Consider the following 19504-nt stretch of genomic DNA (forward strand, 5'->3'; position numbering starts at 1 on the left):
CTGGAGAAATCAGCTCGGAGGATCAGGTTTTAGTGATTCGAAGGCTGGATACATCCTTGGTGGTGAGCCGGACCCCTTGGGCATTGACCCCCTTTACGAGAAAATCCCCGATCTGGAATTCTTCTTCCAATACCCTGAGATTCGGTTTTTTCTTATACTTGAGGATTATTCTGCCCTTCTCCTGGGTGGTAAAGGCTATCAATTTTGCCGCATCGGGCAGCAGGGTGTAGGTTTTTTCAATTATAAACTGCGTGATGGTGGTACGCTTAACGTAGAAGTGTCCGGTTTCCGTATTCTTGTAGACGACGGTATAGATGAACGTACCCAGCTCGTCCTTGTCGGCAATACAGCAATGCCGCATGTCTGCTCCCACATGGGTTTTATGCGGAACCGGAATCACGGAGTAATCACCCTGACTGCGAATTACTAACAGCCGGTCAAACTCATTCACTGCGAATAACTCATCACCGCCCGGCACCTCGGTTCCCAGGTATCCGGATGACCCGTCGTACCGCAGTTTCAGGGTTCGGGCAGCTGCCTCGCGGACATCCACCTTGTCAAACCGCTGTATCTTGGTTAGTCGGGGAAACCGCTTTTCTTCACTCTGGATCAGTCCGTCCAGATACCCCAGGGCATACTCTCGGAGATGTTTAAGGTGATGACGGATTTCCTTGAGCCGGCCTTCCATCTCCTCCATCTCCTTCCGTGCCTTGTTGATATCGTAGAGAGAAATCCGCCTAATGGGGATTTTCAAGAGCCGCTCAATATCTTCATCGGTAATGGGCCGCCGAATTTCCGCCATAAAAGGCTCAAATCCGGTACGAACCGCCTGGCTGACCTTGGCGGCGGTTTCCATTTCCTCAATCCGTTTGTAGATCCGCTCCTCAATGAAGATACGTTCCAGGGTCCTGGCGTGAAGTTTATCCTCCAGATGCCCCGCTTCAAGCTCCAACTCCCTCTTCAGGATTACCATGAGCTTTTCAGCATGGTAGGCAATTACATCCTCCACCCTCATGCTCACCGGCATGTTATCCCGGATCACCAGGAGGTTCACCGAGATGCTCACCTCACAGTCGGTAAAGGCGTAAAGCGCATCCACGGTTTCCTGGGTGTAAACACCCCGGGCGAGGGAGACCTCAATCTCTACCTGGTCGGTGGTAAAGTCGTTAATGCCGGCAATCTTCAGCTTTCCCTTCCGGGCAGCGTTTTCGATGCTCGCGATGAGACTCTCGGTGGTGGTGCCGAAGGGCAGTTCCCGGATGATGATGCGTTTGGGATCCGAGGTATCCAGGGTGGCCCGCACCAGCACCTTTCCCATACCTCCGTCATAGCCCGAAGCATCCAGAACTCCGCCGGTAGGAAAGTCCGGAAGCAGGGTGAACGCCTGGCCCTGAAGCTGAGCCTTCACAGCCTTTAACACCTCAATGAGATTATGGGGAAGGATCTTGGTAGACATCCCGACCGCGATGCCCTCAGCACCCATAACCAGAATGAGGGGAATCTTCGCCGGGAATACCACCGGTTCCTTATTTCTACCGTCGTAGCTGTCCTCATACTGGGTTAGCTCCGGGTTGTGCAGCACCTTTTTTGCGAAGGGCAGAATCCGGCACTCGATGTACCGCGCCGCGCTGGCCTCATCCCCCGTCAGGATATTCCCGAAGTTTCCCTGCTTATCGATGAAAATTTCTTTGTTTGCCAGAACAACCAAGGCGCTGTTTATGGATTGATCACCATGGGGATGGTACTTCATACAGTGGCCGACAACATTCGCCACCTTATGAAACTTGCCGTCATCCATCTCTATGAGACTATGCAAGATCCGGCGCTGTACGGGTTTAAGACCGTCATCGATGTGGGGAATCGCCCGGTCCTTAATAACATAGCTTGCGTATTCCAGAAAATTCGTATTGAAAAGGTTATTTACGTAGGCCATTAAATCAAATTCTCCATAATAAAGCTGCGCCGGGTTGGGGTGTTCTTCCCCATAAAGAACTCCAGGGTCTCATGGATCGCCTTGAGGCTCTTGATATCCACCTTAATCAACCGGATGTCCGGACCGATAAACTGTCCGAACTCCTTGGGGCTGATCTCACCCAGGCCCTTGAACCGGGTTACCTCCGGGCTGGTTAATTCACCGATGGCCTGGTCCCGCTCCTTGGGGTTATAGCAGTACCGGGTTTCCTTCTTATTGCGGACCCGGAACAACGGGGTCTCCAGCAAATAGACGTGCCCCTGCACTACCAGTTCCTCGAAGTAACTCAGAAAGAAGGTCAGCATAAGATTCCGGATATGAAACCCGTCGTGGTCGGCATCGGTGGCAATAACAATCCGGTTGTACCGCAGGCCCTCAATATCGTTCTCAATCCCGAGGGCCATCATCATGTTGTATAATTCTTCGTTTTTGTAGATCTCCGCCCGTTTACGACCAAACATATTCTGGGGTTTACCCCTGAGGCTGAAAACCGCCTGGGTGTAGACATCCCGGCTTGAAACCATGGAGCCCGAGGCAGACTGTCCCTCGGTAATAAAGATGGTACTCTCGTCGCTGCCCTTCTTATCCCCGAAGTGGAATTTACAGTCTCTGAGATTTGGAATCTTCAGGGCGATTTTTTTTGCAGCCTCTTTGGCCTCTTTTTTAACCACCGCCAGCTCTTTCCTGAGCTTTTCGTTTTGTACAATCTTATCCAGGAGTTTTTTGCTGGCAGTAGTGTTCTTGTGGAGAAAATCGTCCACAGCCTGGCGGGTTTCGGCTACGATCCAGCTACGCACCTCGGTATTGCCCAGTTTATTCTTGGTCTGACTTTCGAAGATGGGATTCTCGAGTTTCACACTAACCGCTCCGGCGATACCCTCCCGGACATCCTGCCCGGTAAAGTTTTTCTTATAGAATTCGTTAATTCCCTTAAGAATCCCCTCCCGGAAGGCGGATAAATGGGTCCCCCCGTCGCTGGTATACTGACCGTTCACGAAACTCCAGTAGTTCTCGCCGTAATTACCCGCCGTATGAGTAAAGGCAAACTCCAAACGCTGGTCCTTATGGTGAACCGTCTCATACAACCCGTCTTCCCCTACCTCGCCGTCGAGTAGATCTCTCAGGCCGTTCTCACTTTTAAAGGCCTCCTTCCCCAGGTAGAGGGTAAGGCCGGTATTCAAATAGGCATAGTTCCACAGGCGTTCTTCTATAAATTCGCGATTGTAGGTGTAGTCGCCGAAAATCTCCGGGTCCGGCTCAAACTCCACATAGGTGCCGTCCGCTTCCTTGGGCGCCTTTCCCTTTTTTTCGCTTTGAAGCACCCCCTTGGCAAAGACGGCCTCGGCGTAACGACCCTCCCGGAAGGCAACCACCCGGAAAAAGCACGACAGGGCGTTAACGGCCTTGGTACCCACCCCGTTGAGCCCCACACTGAATTGGAATACCTCGGTATTATACTTCGCGCCGGTATTGATAATGGAAACACACTCTACCAGCTTCCCCAGGGGAATCCCGCGGCCGTAGTCCCGGACACGGATCCGCTTGTCTTCAAGACTAATCTTTATCTTGTTTCCGTGTCCCATGATGAACTCATCGATGCTATTATCAATCACCTCTTTCAACAGGATGTAAATCCCGTCGTCAGGATTCGTCCCATCGCCCAACCGGCCGATGTACATCCCGCTGCGTAACCGTATATGCTCCAGGGAACTAAGGGTCTTTATTTTACTTTCGTCGTAAACCGTTTTCGATGTCGCCATGGCCGACATACTACCATACTTCTGTGTAGTCATCATATAGTTTTTTACCCCCCCGGCCGATGTATAGGCTATGAAACGCTTTCCAATTCTGGCTTTTGTTATGGTGATTGTAACGGGCTGCGCCACTACCCAATCCGATGCTCCTCCCCCTGGGGAGCCCGGCCCCGACCATGAAACCATGTTGGCCCAGGCCGAAGAAACCCGCCAGCTCCTGGAGTCCAGAATCGAATCATTACAACAAGATATCCAAGAAAAAACGGAGACCATAACCGACCTGGAAGCCCAACTCGCCGAGGGCTCCAGGGCCAACCGCCTGTTGGAGGAAGAATTAACCCGGGCCCGCCAGGAAGGGGACACCTGGCGTACCAGGGCGTCAAAACTGGAGGAGCTGCTTCAACGCCTGAGTTTTGCCCTTAGTCTCGGCTCGATCTCCCCGGAAGATCCTCTCATTGACCAGGTTTCAAGCCTTTCCCCGGACACCCCCCTGCCCGAAACCGGACTCACCTCACCGCCAGCCGCGAATTCCACCGAGGGTCAGCAGGTTTCCGAGCTCTTTCCCTCCCGGCTTCCGGACCGCCGAAACCGCCGCGCCACGCCCTCAGACTCGGTTTTCCAGGAAGAGCAGGGTTCCCTCTCCTTCCTCTACCACCAGAGCGCATACTACGGCACCCGAGAGACGGTCTACCCTGAAATTCGATTCGACCGCGCCGCCCCGGGCCCCGGAACCCTCTACCTGGTACTCCAGGTTTCAAGCCCCCGTTCGGGAAGCCCGCTGAACATAGCTGAGCTCCGACCCCGGGATGTATGGGATGAAAGCCTTCCGGTAGAGGATAGCCGGGTGTACCATGACGACACCACCCGGCTTGAGCGCTTGTATGTTCCGATCTCCGGGACCGGGGGAGAAACCCTTCTTGAGCAGATCATCTCCGGGGCACCCCGGATAGGGGGAGGCACCGCCTCGGGAGGCCTGGTGTACCTGGATATATCCGAGAATGCCCGGAGAGCCATCCTCCAGTTTGTGCGTATATACAAAGAACGGGGCGGCCAATTCTGACCCGCCCCGTTTCTCAACCTTCCTGAGCTCCTCGGAGCTCCCTTCCTATGCCATCCCGTCTCCGGCTCTGCGTTCCGGGTCTAGCTATCCGAGGAGGTGCTGGAGGATACAACCTCCGGATCTGATGAAGAACCCGAAGCGCCGCCCTCATCCTCCCGGCCGGAGGGATGACTGGAATTCTTAGCCGTCTTCTTGGCCGTCTGTTTACTCGAACCCGAGGCAGAACCCGATTCATCCTTGGCTTCGGCGTTACGCTGCTTATTCCGCTCCTGGAAGAGAATACTCCCCTGACGGAGGGTTACGAAAATATGGCTGTCCGGTCCGAACCTGCCCTTGAGGATTTCCGTGGCCAAGGGATCTTCAATCTGACGCTGGATTGTCCGCCGGAGGGGCCGGGCTCCGTACTTCACGTCGTAGCCCTCTTCCACCAGGAAGGCCTTAGCCTTTTTACTCACCTCCAGAATCATCTCCCGTTCAGCCATCCGTTTTTGCACCTCTGCTAAATGGATTTCCAGGATACTTGTGAGATGTTCCCTCGTAAGGCTTTGGAAGACCACCACCTCATCTACCCGGTTGATGAACTCGGGTCTAAATTGACGTCGGAGCTCGTTCAAGGCGCTGTTTTTTATCTCCGTGTAGGAAAGCACATTCCCCATGGGCTGAAATCCCAGAGAAGTCTCCCGGGTAATCTCCCGGGCTCCGGCATTGCTGGTCATGATAAGAATGGTGTTTCGAAAACTGACCTTGTGTCCCAGATTGTCCTGGAGCTCACCCTCCTCCAGAACCTGGAGCAGGATATTAAAGACATCGGGATGGGCCTTCTCGATCTCGTCGAAGAGAACCACCGAATAGGGTTTTCTCCGGATTTTCTCTGTGAGAAGTCCCCCCTCCTCATAGCCGACATACCCCGGAGGGGCTCCTGTCAGCCGGCTGACGTTATGTTTTTCCATAAAATCGGACATATCGATCCGTATTAACGCATCGCTGTTCCCGAAGAGAAATTCTGCCAAGGTTTTCGCCAACAGGGTTTTCCCTACCCCGGTGGGTCCCATAAAAATGAAGGACCCCATGGGCCGGTTGGGACTGGATAGACCGGTCCGGCTCCGACGGATAGCGGAAGCGATGACCGAAATAGCCTCATCCTGGGCAATAATCTTCTTATCAAGCTCCTTGTTGATATGCAGAAGTTTTTCGCTCTCGGTCTGGGCAATCCGGGTCATGGGAATGCCGGTAATATCCGAGATCACCACCTGAATATCCTCAGCATCCACTATATTTTCTTCGGTCTTCAGGGTGGTTTTCCAAGCGGTTTTGATTTCATCCACCCGTTTTTTCAGCTTCTGCACCTCATCCCTCACCGCGGCAGCCCGCTCGTAGTTCTGGGAATTAACCAGGGTGACCTTCTCCTGCACCAGTGAGTCGATCTGTTTTTCCAGATCCTGAATCTCCGTGGGGCGTACGCTGTTTTTAATCCGCTTCCTGGCTCCAGCCTCATCGATGAGATCAATGGCTTTGTCGGGTAAAAACCGGTCGGCAATGTAGCGGTAGGAAAGCATGGCTGCTACCTCAATGCTGCCGGGGGTATAGCTTACATTATGGTGTTCCTCGTAGCGGTCCTTGATTCCCTGGAGAATCTGAATGGTCTGTTCCACCGTCGGCTCGTCCACAATAACGGTCTGAAACCGCCGCTCCAGGGCTGCATCCCGTTCTACGTACTTCTTATACTCGTTCAGGGTGGTAGCGCCGATACACTGGATTTCTCCCCGGCTCAGGGCCGGTTTGAGCATATTGGAGGCATCAATGGCACCCTCGGCTCCCCCTGCCCCGATGATGGTATGAAGTTCATCGATGAACAGGATGATGTTGCCCGCTGCCTGAATTTCCTTCATTACACGCTTAAGGCGCTCCTCAAACTCACCCCGGTACTTGGTTCCGGCAATAACACTGGCCAGATCCAGGGTGAGCACCCGCTTATCCATGAGCACATCCGGGGCTTGGCCGTCAATAATTCGCTGGGCAAGCCCCTCTACAATAGCGGTTTTACCCACCCCGGGCTCGCCGATAAGAACCGGATTATTTTTGGTCCGCCGGGCAAGAATCTGCACTACCCGCTCAATCTCCCGTTCCCGGCCCACCACGGGATCAAGGGTATTACTCTTGGCCATCATGGTTAGATCCCGGCTAAATTCATCCAGGGTCGGCGTGGTTCGTTTGCCTACCGTGGCAGTTCCACCGCTACGGCGGCGTCCCTGGGGAGAGGTTCCCGCAGACTCGGACGCAAAACCCGACCCGGAGAGTTCTAAGACGATCTGCCGCAGGTTTTCAACGCTTACATCGTACTCTTCGAGAAAACGGTTTGTTTCTCCCCCGGGTTCCTTGGCACAGGCCAACAGCAGATGTTCGGTTCCGATGAACTCATGGCCAAGGCTCTTGGCCTCCTCGGAGCTGTCTTCGAGGACCTTCTTACCCCGCGGGGAGGGTGGAACATCTCCAAAACTGAATCCCCCGCGTTTCCGCGGAATGGCCTTTTCAAGCTCTATCTGCATTCGGGAAGGGTCAATCATAGACTTCACCAAGGCTTTATACCCTATCCCGCCCCCTTCCTTGAGCAGGGCTAGCATAATGTGCTCGGGTAATAGTTGATCGCTATGAAAGCGTTTCGCCTCATCTTGGGCAAGTATGGTTAGTACCTTCTGGGCTCGTTGGGTGAGTCCCTTAAACATATTCAACCTCCAGAAAAAATCCGGCGCAACAGCCGGGACCGCTCTTCTTCCAGTATCGTCACCTTAGCCCGGCCTGTCGATGGTTTTTCTCCATCCGCACCGGAGACGCCCTCCGACACCGGCATCCCGGACATCCACGATAATACCGCATCCTGGGTTTGAAAAAACGCCGCGCCAATCCTTCCCAGGGGAACATCCAGAATACGCATTCCCGAGCCCATCCGCACCCAAGAAAGCAGGGATAAACTCTCGGCTAAGGTCATACAACGGCTTTGAGAAATTGTTCCCAGGGATCTCCAAACCTGGTCATCAAACTCCAGGGCTCCCTGATCATGCCACTCTTCCCGCATCCGTCTCTCATAATGTACCAATTCCAATGCTAGATCAGCAAGGATTTCCAGAAACTCCTCCTCCTTCTGACCATGGAGGGCCTGACCGGTGAGTCTATACACCCCGGAGGGCAAATCCTGGGAAAAAATCCGGAAGTCGAGAGTCCGGGAACGCAGCACCGGCAGGAGCTCTTCGAATCCCCTCATACGGCTCATTGCGGGTAAATGCAGCAGAAGGCTGCAGCGCATTCCCAACCCCGCCTCCCGCACCCGGGTTGTCAAAAAACCGAAGGGGGAGTTAGCGGCGAGGCGAAAGCGGCTATCCAGGGTCGATTCCAGGGCCTTAATCCGGGAAAACGCCCCCTGGATCTGCAGCCCCGGCTCAAGGGCGAAGGGCTCCAGATGGTCCACATGGTTCACCACCAGCCCGGCGTCTCCAGCCTCCTCCCGGAGGAGAAGCGATTCCGCTGCTCCAGTCTTCCTGGGAAGCCAACCCAGCATGGCAAGCCATTCCCGTTCCCGCCCTGGGGAACCCAGGGGCTGCCAGGTCATACCGGAAAACATACCCCGCAGTTCAATATCCATCTCAGACAGAAAGGTCCGCCGCTGTTCCGGATCCATGGAACCCGGAAAGGGATAGGCCTCCAGGTTTCGCGACAGCCGGAGACGGGTGGAAATAACGATATCTGACTCCGGTCCCGCCCCGGAAATCCACACCCCGGGTGCACCGGGCCGGCGCAATTGGTTCTCAAGGACTGTCATGGTCGTCTCCTGGCAGATCGTGGGCCCTAAAAATATCCAGAACCATCTGCAATCGGGCCGGATAGGCTCCCCGGTGCACTGAACCCCTGTCCACCCCGTGGATGAGTCGCTGAATAAGGGGGCCGAATTCATGGTAACAGCCCTGGCATCCTGCCAACCCCGTCGCCCGGAGATGCAGCAGGGTGGTTCCGCATCCCGGACATTGACGATCCAGATCCTGTTCCTCTTCGGGGTTGAGAAGATCACCGAAGAGATCGCCCACCCGGGGAATAACGGCGCTATCCTCAGGCACGGCACCTGCCCTGATGCTACAGGCCTCACAGAGATGAATCTCCCTGCGGGCTGTTCCCTCAACTATATGGATGATCCGCACCGCCGGAGCTGCTTGACAATGCTCGCAGACCCGGGACCGGTTCTCGTGTTCTTGGTTCATGGTTTTCTCCTAGGGTTTTTGAAAGACCTCGGCAGGGCGGAGCCGGGCAGCCCGCAGGGCAGGAAACAGCGAGGCCAGGACCGAAACTCCCAGGGCCGCAGCCAGCAGCAGAAGGGTATCCCCCACCAAGGGCGTTACCGGAATACGTTCGAGGTAGAACTCGGGGTTGATAATCTGAATGCTCTCCTGCCAGAACAGGGCGGTATTGATAACCCATTCAATTCCCCGGAGAATTTCGTTGATCCAGAGGGAGCACAACATTCCCGCCGTTCCGCCCAGAATGATGCCCAGACCACCCGAAACCCCGCCGCCGAGGAGCACCACCCCCATAACCCAGGCCGGGGAGGCTCCCAGGGATTTGAGGGTAATCAGCTCCTTCCTCCGTTCTTCCACCAGGTTGATCATGGTGGAACTGACATTAACTGCCGCAACCAGAAGAATGACCACCATGATCACCAGGAGCATGTTTTTGGTTGCGATGAAGTTCATAATCTGCGCCCTCTCGGCATCGTACCAGGTGACCATCCGCCATTGGGGGGACAGTACCCGGGCAATCTCCTCCAACACACTCTGCCCGGCCTGGCTATTCCGGCTCAACAGGGGATTAGGGAGGGTAAAGGGATCATCAATTTTCAGGGTGATTTGATCGCTGCTACTGCTCTCATGGAGGATTTCTAACCCCCGCTGGCGTTGGATGAATACCCAAAGTCTGTCCAGCTCCCGATATCCGCTGGAAACCAGCCCCCGGACCACGAACCGGCTGACCCGGGGCAACAACGCCCCCGTAGCTCCCCGCCGGACCGTCAGAAGCCGGACCTCGTCTCCAACCCCCACGCCGAGTTCCCGGGCCAGGGCGGTACCTATGAGCAGGTCATCCTCGCCGAGACGGAACTCCCCCTCTTCGAGACTCAAGTACTGGCGGACCCCGGGGTCATCCCGGTACCACTCGGGTTCAACTCCCCGGATCTGGACACCGCTATTGCCCAGATCCCCCCGGAGAAGACCAAGCCCCCTACGCTCGGGCTGGGCACGAACCACCCCCGGAATCCCGGCAAGAGAATCCAGGGTAGCGGAGAGTTCCTGGGGTTCCACGGCGAATCGCGACTGGAGCTGGATATGCCCGGATCCCACCTCAATGTACCGGGCGGTGATGCCCTGAATCATCCCATCTGAAACGTGCAGGACCACAATCAGGGGTACAATACTCAGCCCTACCCCGATAACCCCGCCCCGGAGCCGGGTGAGGCTGCCCTTCCTCCTGGCCCCGCTTCCCAGGGTGATTCGCAGGGCGGTAAACGAGAAGGCGAACAACCTGCCGAGCCGGGCCCTCATGGCACCTCCTGGCGGATGACACCCTTACTCAACTCCAGGTGCAGATCGCCGAATCCGGCGAGTTTTGGGTTGTGGGTTACCAACACCAGGGTCTTACCCAGATCCCTGGCAAGGGAAAACAGCAGTTCCTCAACCTCCCGGGAATGGTACTCATCGAGATTTCCCGTGGGCTCATCGGCGAGGACAACCTGGGGGTTGTTTACCAGCGCCCGGGCTACCGCGGTCCGTTGGCGTTCACCTCCGGACATTTGGCCGGGAAAGGCGTTCATCCGGTGGGCGACCCCGACCCGTTCAAGCAGCTCCCGGGCCCGGTCGAGGGCGCCCCGTTTATCACCCCTTGCCATGTAACAGGGCAGCATAACGTTTTCCAGGGCAGTAAAATCACGCAGTAAATGGTGAAACTGGAAGATGAATCCCACGGTGGAGGTTCGGAAGGGGCCCAGCTCGGTTTCAGACAACCGTGAAACCTCCACGCCGGCCACCATGACCCGTCCCCGGCTCGGGCGGTCCATGCCACCCAAGAGATTCAGCAGGGTACTTTTACCCGAGCCGCTCTCCCCGGTGATCACCACGATGCCCGGGCTAATACTCAGACTGACCTCCCGGATTACCTCCAGGGTCTCCGAGCCGTTGCGGTATTCCTTTTGAACCTGAATTAGGTCGATCGTACTGGACTCCATGGTTATTCCTTCATTCCTATTCCCGCTACTCCCGTTATTCCCGCCCCAGGGCTTCCAGGGGATTTATTTGCAGCACCGACCGGGAGGCTGCCAGACCTGCGAACACCGCCGACCATAGCCCGAAGAGGGCTACCCATACAACCTCCTGGGGGATGATGTGGACGGGAATCCGGGTGACAAAGAACATCTGGGGAGAAATTCCTCCGCCGAAGAGGGCGGAAATACCCGAGACGATGGTATTGATATGGTAGCCCAGGAGCAACCCCAATGCCGTCCCAGCGGAACTGCCCAGCACACCAATGGCCGCCCCCTCCAGAACAAAGATCCGTCGGATCTGCCTGGGCCGGGCTCCCATGGCCTTGAACATTCCGATATCCAGGCTGCGTTCATGGATGATACGTCGGAGGCCCTGGAATATATTGACCCCGACCACTAAAAATATCAGGCTGACCAACAGGAACATTATTCCCTTCTCCACCCGGAGGGCCCCGAAAATTGCCCTGTTCATCTGGCGCCAGCTGAGGATCTGGGTTTGTTCCGGGGTGCCCCCTGGTTTCGCGAGCAGGGAAACAAGCCCCTCAGACCGGTTTATAAAGACCCGGTCCTGATAACGGTCCCGCAGTTTTATGCCCACGGAAAGAGCACTGTCCCAGCCCAGGTAATCCCGCATGGTTTGCAGACTCACCAAGGCTATGTTGCGGTCATACTGGTAGTACCCGCTTTCCAGGGTCCCCGCTACCTCCAGGGTTACCTCCTGGGGGTTTCTCAGATCAAGATCGGCGGCGCTGATGCTGACCACCGAGATGGAATCTCCGGTTTTCACCCCCAGGAAGCGGGCCAGTTCGTTGCCGAGAACGATGGTTCCGGGGCGGGAAAAATCCGGGAACCCGGGACGGAGGGTAATCATATCCTGGAGCACCTCGTCCTGCCAGAAATCCCGGGGATCAATTCCCCGGATCTGCATTCCCTGGAGGTCTGAGAAGTTCCCCTGCACCAGGGCCTGAATGTCCGTGAAGGGAAACCAATGACGAACCAGGGGATCCTCGTCCAAGGCCGCCTGGACCGATTCGGGCAGTACCTGAGCCCTGCCCCCTGCCCGGCGTATTTGAACATGGAAGCTGCTCAGTTCCAGAATATCCTGGATGGTCCCAACCTGAAACCCGTTCATCACCCCCAGCACGACGATCAGGGCCATCACACCCACCGCGATGCCGATGATGGAGAGCAGGCTCGTACTGATGCTCCCCTCCCGGCGTCTTGTCCGTAAAAATCTTCGGGCTATAAACAGCACCCAACTTTCAGCCATCAGTTTTGCTCCCCGGAGGAAATCTCGTATCTCCGGGTCCGTACAACCCTGCCCTGGGAGATATCCTCCTCCATGTATCGGCGCCCGTCCCGATAGTAGATCCGCAGTACCAGGGCCGATCCGCGGAAAATCTCTTCAATCCGCACCGATGTCTCCCCATCCGGATAGCTCACCCTCATGACAAGCTCCCCGTTCTCCCGGATCTCTTCTCCCCGGAGCTCATCTCCGGCGTATAGATAGTCGGTACGCTGGACAAACCCCTTCTGGGTAATGATGCGGGACAGTATATCCTGGCTTTCTTCCCGGTATTGGATCTGCTCCCTCCGAACAACCGCGGTTCCGCGGTACTCTTCCTGGGAAACCAGGGCTCCCTGGGCAGAATACTGGGACACCCGCCGGTCCACCGGTGCATCCTTGGCGGTGTAGATCCGTTCCACCTCATATCCCTGGTCGTTTCCGGGTACGGGATAGCTCCAGGTCTCCTGCCAGACCAGGATACCACCGCGGTAATACAGCTGCCCCGTCTGCCTGCCCTCAGCATCGTAGTTGCGCAGGGTAAGATCACCCCCTGACGCTTCGGCAATCTGGCTCAATCTATCCCCCTGCCAGCGGTACCTGAGCTCTGAGCTGCTGCCGCCGTTCTCCCGGCGGTACTCTCCCATAGAAACCAGTCGTCCGTCGGCCCGGTACCCGAAGATGCGCCGGGAGGTTTGGACACCCCCGGGGTCAAAAAAATACTGGGCCAACACCCCCAGGGGCCCGGTGATTTCGATACGAAGCTCCCGCAGCTCCCCATCCTCATAGCGCCCCCCCGCTTCCATTCCCCGGGCATCCGGGAGTGAGGCGGCGGCGTCAGCGGCAAGGGCTGCCAGGGGGAGGGAAAAAAGCGCAACCTGCTGGGGGGCTGAGTCCCCGCTGCCCGAAAGCGGGCTGCCCAGGTCCCGGGGCCGCCAGGTAAGCAGATTGGAGATAGGGAATCGTTGGGTCTGTCGGGGTGATTCGACTGTCCCTGAGACGATGAAATCACCCTGACTGCCGTACAATCCCACCAGGGTCGCGTTCCGCTGTCCCTCCAGGAGATCCAGGAGTTGGACCTGGTCCCGGGGGATTTCCGGCGGCTCGGTTTGGGCCCGGAGCGCCGGGGCGGCGGATAGGATGAGGAGGATACAGCCTAATGCCTGGGTTGGACCGGGGCGGGATTTCATACAGGGCTATCCGATTCTCTCGACAAGATCCTGGATGAACTGATCCGGATTAAACACGTGAAAATCGTCATAGCGCTCCCCGGTCCCAAGAAACAAGAAGGGAATACCCAGCTGCCGGGAAATGCTGACCGCCAGACCACCCTTGGCGGTGGAATCGTACTTGCTGAGGATGATTCCGTCGATTCCCAGGGCTTCGTGGAACACCTGAGCCTGTTGCAGACCGTTTTGCCCGGTGGTAGCATCAATTACAAGGATTTTTTTATAGTTCCCGGCCTCAACCTTGGAGCGGACGATCTTATCCACCTTCTGAAGCTCCTTAACCAGGTGGGCCTTATTGTGCAGACGTCCTGCGGTGTCGGCGATCACCAGCTCCTCACCCCGGGAGGCAGCGCTGTTCAAGCCGTCGAAGATGACCGCCCCGGAGTCGGATCCGGTGTTCTGGCGTACGCACCGTACGCCCAGGCGTTCCCCATGGGTTTGCAGCTGTTCCACCGCAGCCGCCCGGAAGGTATCTCCGGCTGCCAATACAATGCCCTTATCGTAGCCCCGGCTCTTGTAAAAATGGGCCAATTTGGCAATGGAGGTGGTTTTTCCGACCCCGTTAACCCCCAGCACCAAAAAACAGTTCAAGCTGCCGGACTCGGGTGAGAGACCATCGGTTTTCACACTGCCCCGGAGCAGTTCAACCAAGGCGCTACGCAGGTCGTCTTCGTTTTTCAATCGCTGTTTTTTTGCAAGCCCGGAGAGTTCATCCACCAACTCAGCGGCAAACCGGGGACCGAGGTCGGCCTCGATCAGCATATCTTCCAGGTCTTCGTAAAACTGCTCGGTGTCCGGGCCGAGGGAAAAGAGCTTCGCGAATAGCGAGCCCCTGCTGCGCTGGGAGGTGCGGGCCCTGGGGTTTGGAGATTCCTCGGCATTCTGAGCCTTCTGGGTCCGTTCCTTTTTACCAAAACCAAACATTCGTTCTCCTTATATCGTACCAACATCTTGTACCGGTATCGAGTACCGGCCCTTCACAACCCGGATGGGTTACCGGGTCTGAGCCAGCCTGGCGGCATTTCCATAGTCTATAATATGCACGATTGCATTAACAATTGATGCCCCTGCAAGGCCGATTCCCAAATTTCTTGCGGTGTAGAGGCTGTTTGCCCGGTTCCGAAGGGAGGTCGTAAGGGGATCAGCGGCCCCCGTGTCTGGCCGGGACTGGAGGGTCCTGGCCGCCTCGTCGTAGAAGCCGTTCAGGATCAGGGGTACCGCCACCCCGACAATGGTGAAACCCAGGGCACCGTAGAGACGGTCCCGCTTATACTTCACCTGGGCCTCCCAGTCTATCCGGTCATCCAGGAGGCTCACCTGAACATCTACCGGTTTCTGGGGTTCTACCTGATCCCTCGTCAGCACCAGGGTCCGGGGGTGATAGCCTTGGTGTCCCAGGGTTAGCACACTGGGAAGAGAGGGCAGGTCAACGTATCCCGGAGCGGTTCCTGCGGGGTGGGAGTTGTTCAAAATCCAGGCTTCACCGGGCAGGGAGTCGATCCTGGCGGCGGCAATGAGCCGGGGTTGGAGGATGATCCGGAGCTGGGGAAAACCATCTTCTTGAACCGTGATACTCCGTCGGCTGGGGCGAAACTCCTGGCGGGACACCTCAATTTCGTGGGTTCCAGGGGGTAAAAACCGGGTTTGGTAGGACCCGATACCCACCTCCTCGCCGTTTATCTTGATACGCCCCCCCCGGGGAATGGATTGGATGGAGATCCCTGCCCAGGGCAGTCCGCTGATTACCCGCGCCGGCAGGTATGCCCGCTCCCTGGCCAGGCTGGGAATCTCATCCAATAATCCGTCTATCTCGTCGTAATAGACTATCCGGTTCTCCAGGGCGTTATACAGGGCCACCCGGGCGGAGTAATAGGGGCTTCCTCTGAAAAACGGTTCAAGGCTTCCTAGCAGTATCCACCACACCCCCTGCTTCTCCGACAATCGGGCAAGGGCATCCAATAGAATGGTCGAATCCTGGGAGAATCCCTGGCTCTCCAAAATCGATGCAATGTCGCCGGGTATCTCCCGAAGCAGGTCCGCTTCCCCCTGCACCAGGGGGATGGCCTTCATCAGATCCCGGGCCATGGTCCTCCCCTCCCGGTTCAGAACCCACAGCTGGGCCAGGGCATCACGGATCTGCTTTTCCAGGTTCTCCTGGTTCCCCGGGGCTGTTCCGAGACGGATCTGCTCAGTTTGGGAATACAGGCGGTCAAGGTTTCCAATAATGCTCCGCCTCAGGGATGCGCAAAGCCGGTCTGCCAGAGCTTCCTGCCAGGCGGGCTGGGCCCCGGGCGAAACCAGGGGGATCTGATCTACCTCGGAGAGCAGTACCTCTGGAACGCGCAGGGAGGTGTATGCCCGGGTTGCGGTGCGGGTCATCCACTCATCGGGGTACCGCGGGGGTTGAAAGAGGGGCAGGGATAGAATACGCAGGCTGGCGGTGAGGGGGTGTTTTGCCCATTCCTGGGCCAGGCTTTTCTCCAGGGCTGCACGAGCCTGTTCCATCCGGGGTTCATCACCGGGATGGGCTCCCTGGTAGTACCTCTGTGGAAGGGAGGACTCAGAGGCTTGGGATACATCCTGAGGGGGCGGTGCGGCTTCCGGTGCTTCAGCTAGGCCGGGGGAATCCGAGCCCCCGGGGACCGTCGCTTCCGGCTGGTCGGCTGATACCAGGGGCATTGAAATCACCATAACACCAAAAACCCACAGGGCTGATAGGAAATACCGAACCCTCATAGCCCCAATCCCGGTCCGGTTTTCCCTCGAGCCCGCTCCAGGGCACTGACGACCCGTTGGGGGCGGAATGGTTTTACGATGTAATCCCTGGCTCCTATCTGAAGGGCCCGAATGATGAGGGATTCCTCGGAGAGGGTTGAGCACATGACCACCCTGGCGGCGGGATCGTAGGCGAGGATTTTCTTCAGGGCGGTAATTCCATCCATAACAGGCATGGTAATGTCGAGAAGCACCAAATCCGGTTCAAGCATGACGTAACTTCGCACGCCTTCCCTACCGTTGGATGCGGTTCCGGCTATGGCAAACCCGCCTGACTCAGCAGCCTTGGCCATTAAATCACGCATAAAACCGAGATCATCAATGATAAGCACCCCTGGTTGCTTCTCTTCTGCCATCTGAGCGTGTTCCTTTCTCCTGAGAGGTTTCCGGGACCCCTAGGTACCGCTTTCCCAATCCCGTACCGCGAAGCCCTGAAGATCTTTCCCCGTCCGGTTCATTGTTGACCGGTCCGGCACCGGGCTTGGTCTACTGGTTCGATCGAACGCTTCCGCCGGTTTTACGGGCCCATTCCTGCTTGAGAAATGCCTCGATAAAGGGATCAAGATCCCCGTCCATTACGGCTTGGATGTTCCCGGTTTCGGTCTTGGTACGGGCATCCTTGACCATGGTATAGGGTTGAAACACATAGGATCGGATTTGGTTACCCCAGGAAATATCCTTCTTCTCTGCGGCGGATTCCTGGCGTTCTTTATCCCGCTGCTCCTCGTAATACTCGTACAGCCGGCTGCGGAGCATCTTCATGGCAAAATCGCGGTTTTTATGCTGACTACGTTCGTTTTGACATTGAACCACGATTCCCGTCTCAAGATGGGTTATCCGCACCGCCGAATCGGTTTTATTAACATGCTGTCCTCCGGCTCCTCCGGCCCGGTAGGTATCAACCCGGATATCCTCCGGCTTGATAGTCACATCAATGTCGTCATCCAATACGGGCGAGACATACACCGATGCAAAGGAGGTATGCCTGCGTCCCCCGGAGTCGAAGGGACTGATACGAACCAGTCTATGCACCCCCGTCTCGCCTCGGAGGTAGCCGAAGGCGTAGTTCCCGGTAAGCTGGAGGGTGACGGATTTAACCCCGCCCTCGGCCTCCTGGTAATCCAGGGTCTGAATTCCATAGCCGTGCTGTTCTGCCCACCGGCTGTACATCCGAAGCAGCATGGCTGCCCAATCGTTTGCCTCGGTTCCGCCTGCACCCGCATGGACGGTCAGGAATACTGGATTATCATCCTGGGGGCCGTTAAGAAGCTCCAGGATCCGCAGCTTTTCATAGCCCATCCGGGCTTCGTCATAGAGCTGCCGGATTTCTTCTTCCTGATCCCGGTCATTTTCGGAAACGGCCAGGTCGTAGAGGGTTCGGAGGTCTTCCATATCCCGGGTCAGGGCTTCCCAGGGTTCAATGCGGTCGCGGTGACGCTTTATATCCTGGAGAATTTTTTCTGCCCGTTCCCTGGAATCCCAGAATGCGGGATCTGCTGTTTTTGATTCTAACTCTGCAATGGTATGCCGTATCCCCGCGGGGTCAAAGATCCCTCCAGGTGCTGGTAATCTGCTGGTCTAGCTCAGCGATGGGGGCTTGAAGATCCTCAAGCATGGTAGTCTCCTCGTAGGTGATGATTTCGGCGTCGGATTTTGAACTGAGCCGGCCCTGGTAGTATACAATCCTCAACTTGTCTCGACAAGACATGTAGAAAAATCGAGAAATGCCGATTATTATGGGTATGATGAAGCGGGAACCTCTCCTATTAGTAATTACCATGGTGCTCTTGGTTGGTCTGCAGGCCGGTGCCCAGACCGAAACGGGCAGCACCCGAAGCATAGACGACCAAACCAGGGTCTTCGCACCCTTCGTAAGTAAACTTCGGGTGGGCATCCGGGATCCTCAGGTTCGGCTGACATGGCAGGATATTCCTGATGTTACCACCACCTATCGAGTGTACCGTCATACCCAGGAAATTCAGGATTCCACCTTCCCTCAAGCAGAATATTTAGAAACCGTTGAACCGGGGGTTCAGACCTACATTGACACCCCACCGGAAAACGGCACCTACTACTATGCGGTTCTGGCTGAATCGCCCCAGGGCCAGCCCTACGAGCTGTTCATCCCCTTTCGGAATAAGAGCATCACCCCCATTACCATAGCCAGTTACGCCGCTCCGGAGCCTGAAAGCGCCCCAGTTCCGGAAATCGTCCAAGAACCGGAGACCCCGGAGGAACAACCCGAACCCCCGGCAGAGCCTGAGGCGCCGCCGAAACCCAGCCTGGCAGCCGCTCCCTCAGATCAGATGCCCGCTATAACCCTGGAGTTCTCCCATCCGGAGACCGGGCAGCTCGCAATCTACCGATCCACCTCCCCCATCACCTCCCTGGAGGTGATGAGCGAATCGGCGCTCTTGGTGGATACCGTCCAGGCCCAGGACGAACGCTACCTCGACTACGGAGTTCCCGGGATTCCATACTATTATGCCGTGGTTAACACCCAAGACCTTCAACAAGGAACCATCGCCTTTGTGCCCGGAGAAACTATTATCACCCAGCCGGTGACCATTCCCCTGGGAACCAGAATCTCCGGCCTCAGTCTTGCATCAGCCGATCCGGTACGGGAACAGGGCCTGCCCATTCTCAATCCGCGCCAGTCGTTTTTAACCGGAGGAGATTTTACCGATCCCGCAGCCATCCTCATGCCCCTGGCTGAACCCCTAGCGATCAGCCCTGCCACCCGAGACGCCATGACCAGTATGCTCCAGGCCTATAAACCAAACCCAACCAGACCCCTGGAACCCCTCATCCTACCCGAGGACCTCCAGGTACAGCCCGAGCAGTCCAAGGGCTTGGATCGGGTACTGGCAACCGTATTGGATCACTATTTCAGACAACGGGATTGGCAGGAAGCGGAATCACTGCTTACCAACCTGTTAACCCTTCCCCTGGAACAGGATAAACGAACCAAGGCGCTTTTTTACCGCGCCCAAGCCCGGTATTTTCAGGGGAATCTCCAGGTTAGTATTCTTGATTTCCTGTTGGTACGTGATGATTTGTATCTGGAAAGTTCGGCCTTCATCGACTCGGCTCTCATGACCCTCAGCGAGAGTTGAGCATCTCCGTGGCACGCG

Annotated in this window: 16 protein-coding genes; 2 read left to right on the top strand and 14 right to left on the bottom strand. The window is 56.6% G+C overall.

Features of this window, described 5'->3' with window-relative positions; all coding sequences use genetic code 11:
• Positions 1–22 precede the first annotated feature (22 nt).
• Complete coding sequence (locus tag DC28_RS14190; protein ID WP_037550137.1) at positions 23–1933, bottom strand: DNA topoisomerase IV subunit A; 1911 nt, start codon at positions 1931–1933, stop codon at positions 23–25.
• On the bottom strand, positions 1933–3732 hold the full coding sequence (locus tag DC28_RS14195) for a DNA topoisomerase IV subunit B (protein ID WP_037550518.1): 1800 nt from the start codon (positions 3730–3732) through the stop codon (positions 1933–1935). The genes DC28_RS14190 and DC28_RS14195 overlap by 1 nt, the downstream gene beginning before the upstream one ends.
• A gap of 70 nt (positions 3733–3802) precedes the next feature.
• Between DC28_RS14195 and DC28_RS14200 the strand changes: the two genes are divergently transcribed.
• Positions 3803–4786, top strand: a complete 984-nt coding sequence (locus DC28_RS14200; RefSeq protein WP_037550140.1) for a hypothetical protein — start codon at positions 3803–3805, stop codon at positions 4784–4786.
• Between the two features lie 80 nt (positions 4787–4866).
• Here DC28_RS14200 and DC28_RS14205 read toward each other — a convergent pair whose 3' ends face one another.
• From DC28_RS14205 to DC28_RS16615, 12 genes are all read right to left on the bottom strand, one after another.
• The gene (locus DC28_RS14205) at positions 4867–7509 is read right to left on the bottom strand and encodes an ATP-dependent Clp protease ATP-binding subunit (protein ID WP_081942236.1); all 2643 of its coding nucleotides are present in this window, start codon (positions 7507–7509) and stop codon (positions 4867–4869) included.
• A 2-nt stretch (positions 7510–7511) separates the two neighbouring features.
• Positions 7512–8600, bottom strand: a complete 1089-nt coding sequence (locus DC28_RS14210) for a hypothetical protein (protein WP_037550143.1) — start codon at positions 8598–8600, stop codon at positions 7512–7514.
• Positions 8587–9033 (bottom strand): hypothetical protein, encoded by a 447-nt coding sequence (locus tag DC28_RS16575; protein WP_037550146.1) that lies wholly within the window; start codon positions 9031–9033, stop codon positions 8587–8589. The genes DC28_RS14210 and DC28_RS16575 overlap by 14 nt, the downstream gene beginning before the upstream one ends.
• A gap of 9 nt (positions 9034–9042) precedes the next feature.
• Positions 9043–10365: an ABC transporter permease gene (locus DC28_RS14220; RefSeq protein ID WP_037550149.1), complete on the bottom strand. Its 1323-nt coding sequence runs from the start codon at positions 10363–10365 to the stop codon at positions 9043–9045.
• On the bottom strand, positions 10362–11045 hold the full coding sequence (locus tag DC28_RS14225) for an ABC transporter ATP-binding protein (protein ID WP_037550152.1): 684 nt from the start codon (positions 11043–11045) through the stop codon (positions 10362–10364). The genes DC28_RS14220 and DC28_RS14225 overlap by 4 nt, the downstream gene beginning before the upstream one ends.
• Positions 11046–11079: 34 nt before the next feature.
• Positions 11080–12351 (bottom strand): ABC transporter permease, encoded by a 1272-nt coding sequence (locus DC28_RS14230; RefSeq protein ID WP_037550154.1) that lies wholly within the window; start codon positions 12349–12351, stop codon positions 11080–11082.
• Complete coding sequence (locus DC28_RS14235) at positions 12351–13556, bottom strand: hypothetical protein (protein ID WP_037550157.1); 1206 nt, start codon at positions 13554–13556, stop codon at positions 12351–12353. Before DC28_RS14235 ends, DC28_RS14230 begins: the two co-directional genes overlap by 1 nt.
• Positions 13557–13562: 6 nt before the next feature.
• Positions 13563–14519: a signal recognition particle-docking protein FtsY gene (ftsY, locus tag DC28_RS14240; RefSeq protein WP_081942237.1), complete on the bottom strand. Its 957-nt coding sequence runs from the start codon at positions 14517–14519 to the stop codon at positions 13563–13565.
• Between the two features lie 69 nt (positions 14520–14588).
• A complete protein-coding gene (locus tag DC28_RS14245; protein ID WP_162180251.1) occupies positions 14589–16274 on the bottom strand; it encodes a PEGA domain-containing protein in 1686 nt (561 codons plus the stop codon).
• A gap of 53 nt (positions 16275–16327) precedes the next feature.
• Positions 16328–16726, bottom strand: coding sequence for a response regulator (locus DC28_RS14250; RefSeq protein WP_037550163.1), 399 nt, complete (start codon positions 16724–16726; stop codon positions 16328–16330).
• Between the two features lie 130 nt (positions 16727–16856).
• A protein-coding gene (prfB, locus tag DC28_RS14255) for a peptide chain release factor 2 (RefSeq protein ID WP_408020238.1) occupies positions 16857–17985 on the bottom strand; the annotation gives its coding sequence in 2 pieces (ribosomal slippage) (positions 16857–17915 and positions 17917–17985; 1128 coding nt in all).
• Positions 17914–18078, bottom strand: a complete 165-nt coding sequence (locus DC28_RS16615; protein WP_193382283.1) for a hypothetical protein — start codon at positions 18076–18078, stop codon at positions 17914–17916. Before DC28_RS16615 ends, prfB begins: the two co-directional genes overlap by 72 nt.
• A gap of 37 nt (positions 18079–18115) precedes the next feature.
• Between DC28_RS16615 and DC28_RS14260 the strand changes: the two genes are divergently transcribed.
• Positions 18116–19486, top strand: a complete 1371-nt coding sequence (locus DC28_RS14260) for a fibronectin type III domain-containing protein (protein ID WP_156104707.1) — start codon at positions 18116–18118, stop codon at positions 19484–19486.
• The last annotated feature ends 18 nt before the right edge of the window (positions 19487–19504 follow it).

This window comes from Spirochaeta lutea (genome assembly GCF_000758165.1).
GTDB classification, from domain to species: domain Bacteria; phylum Spirochaetota; class Spirochaetia; order DSM-27196; family Salinispiraceae; genus Spirochaeta_D; species Spirochaeta_D lutea.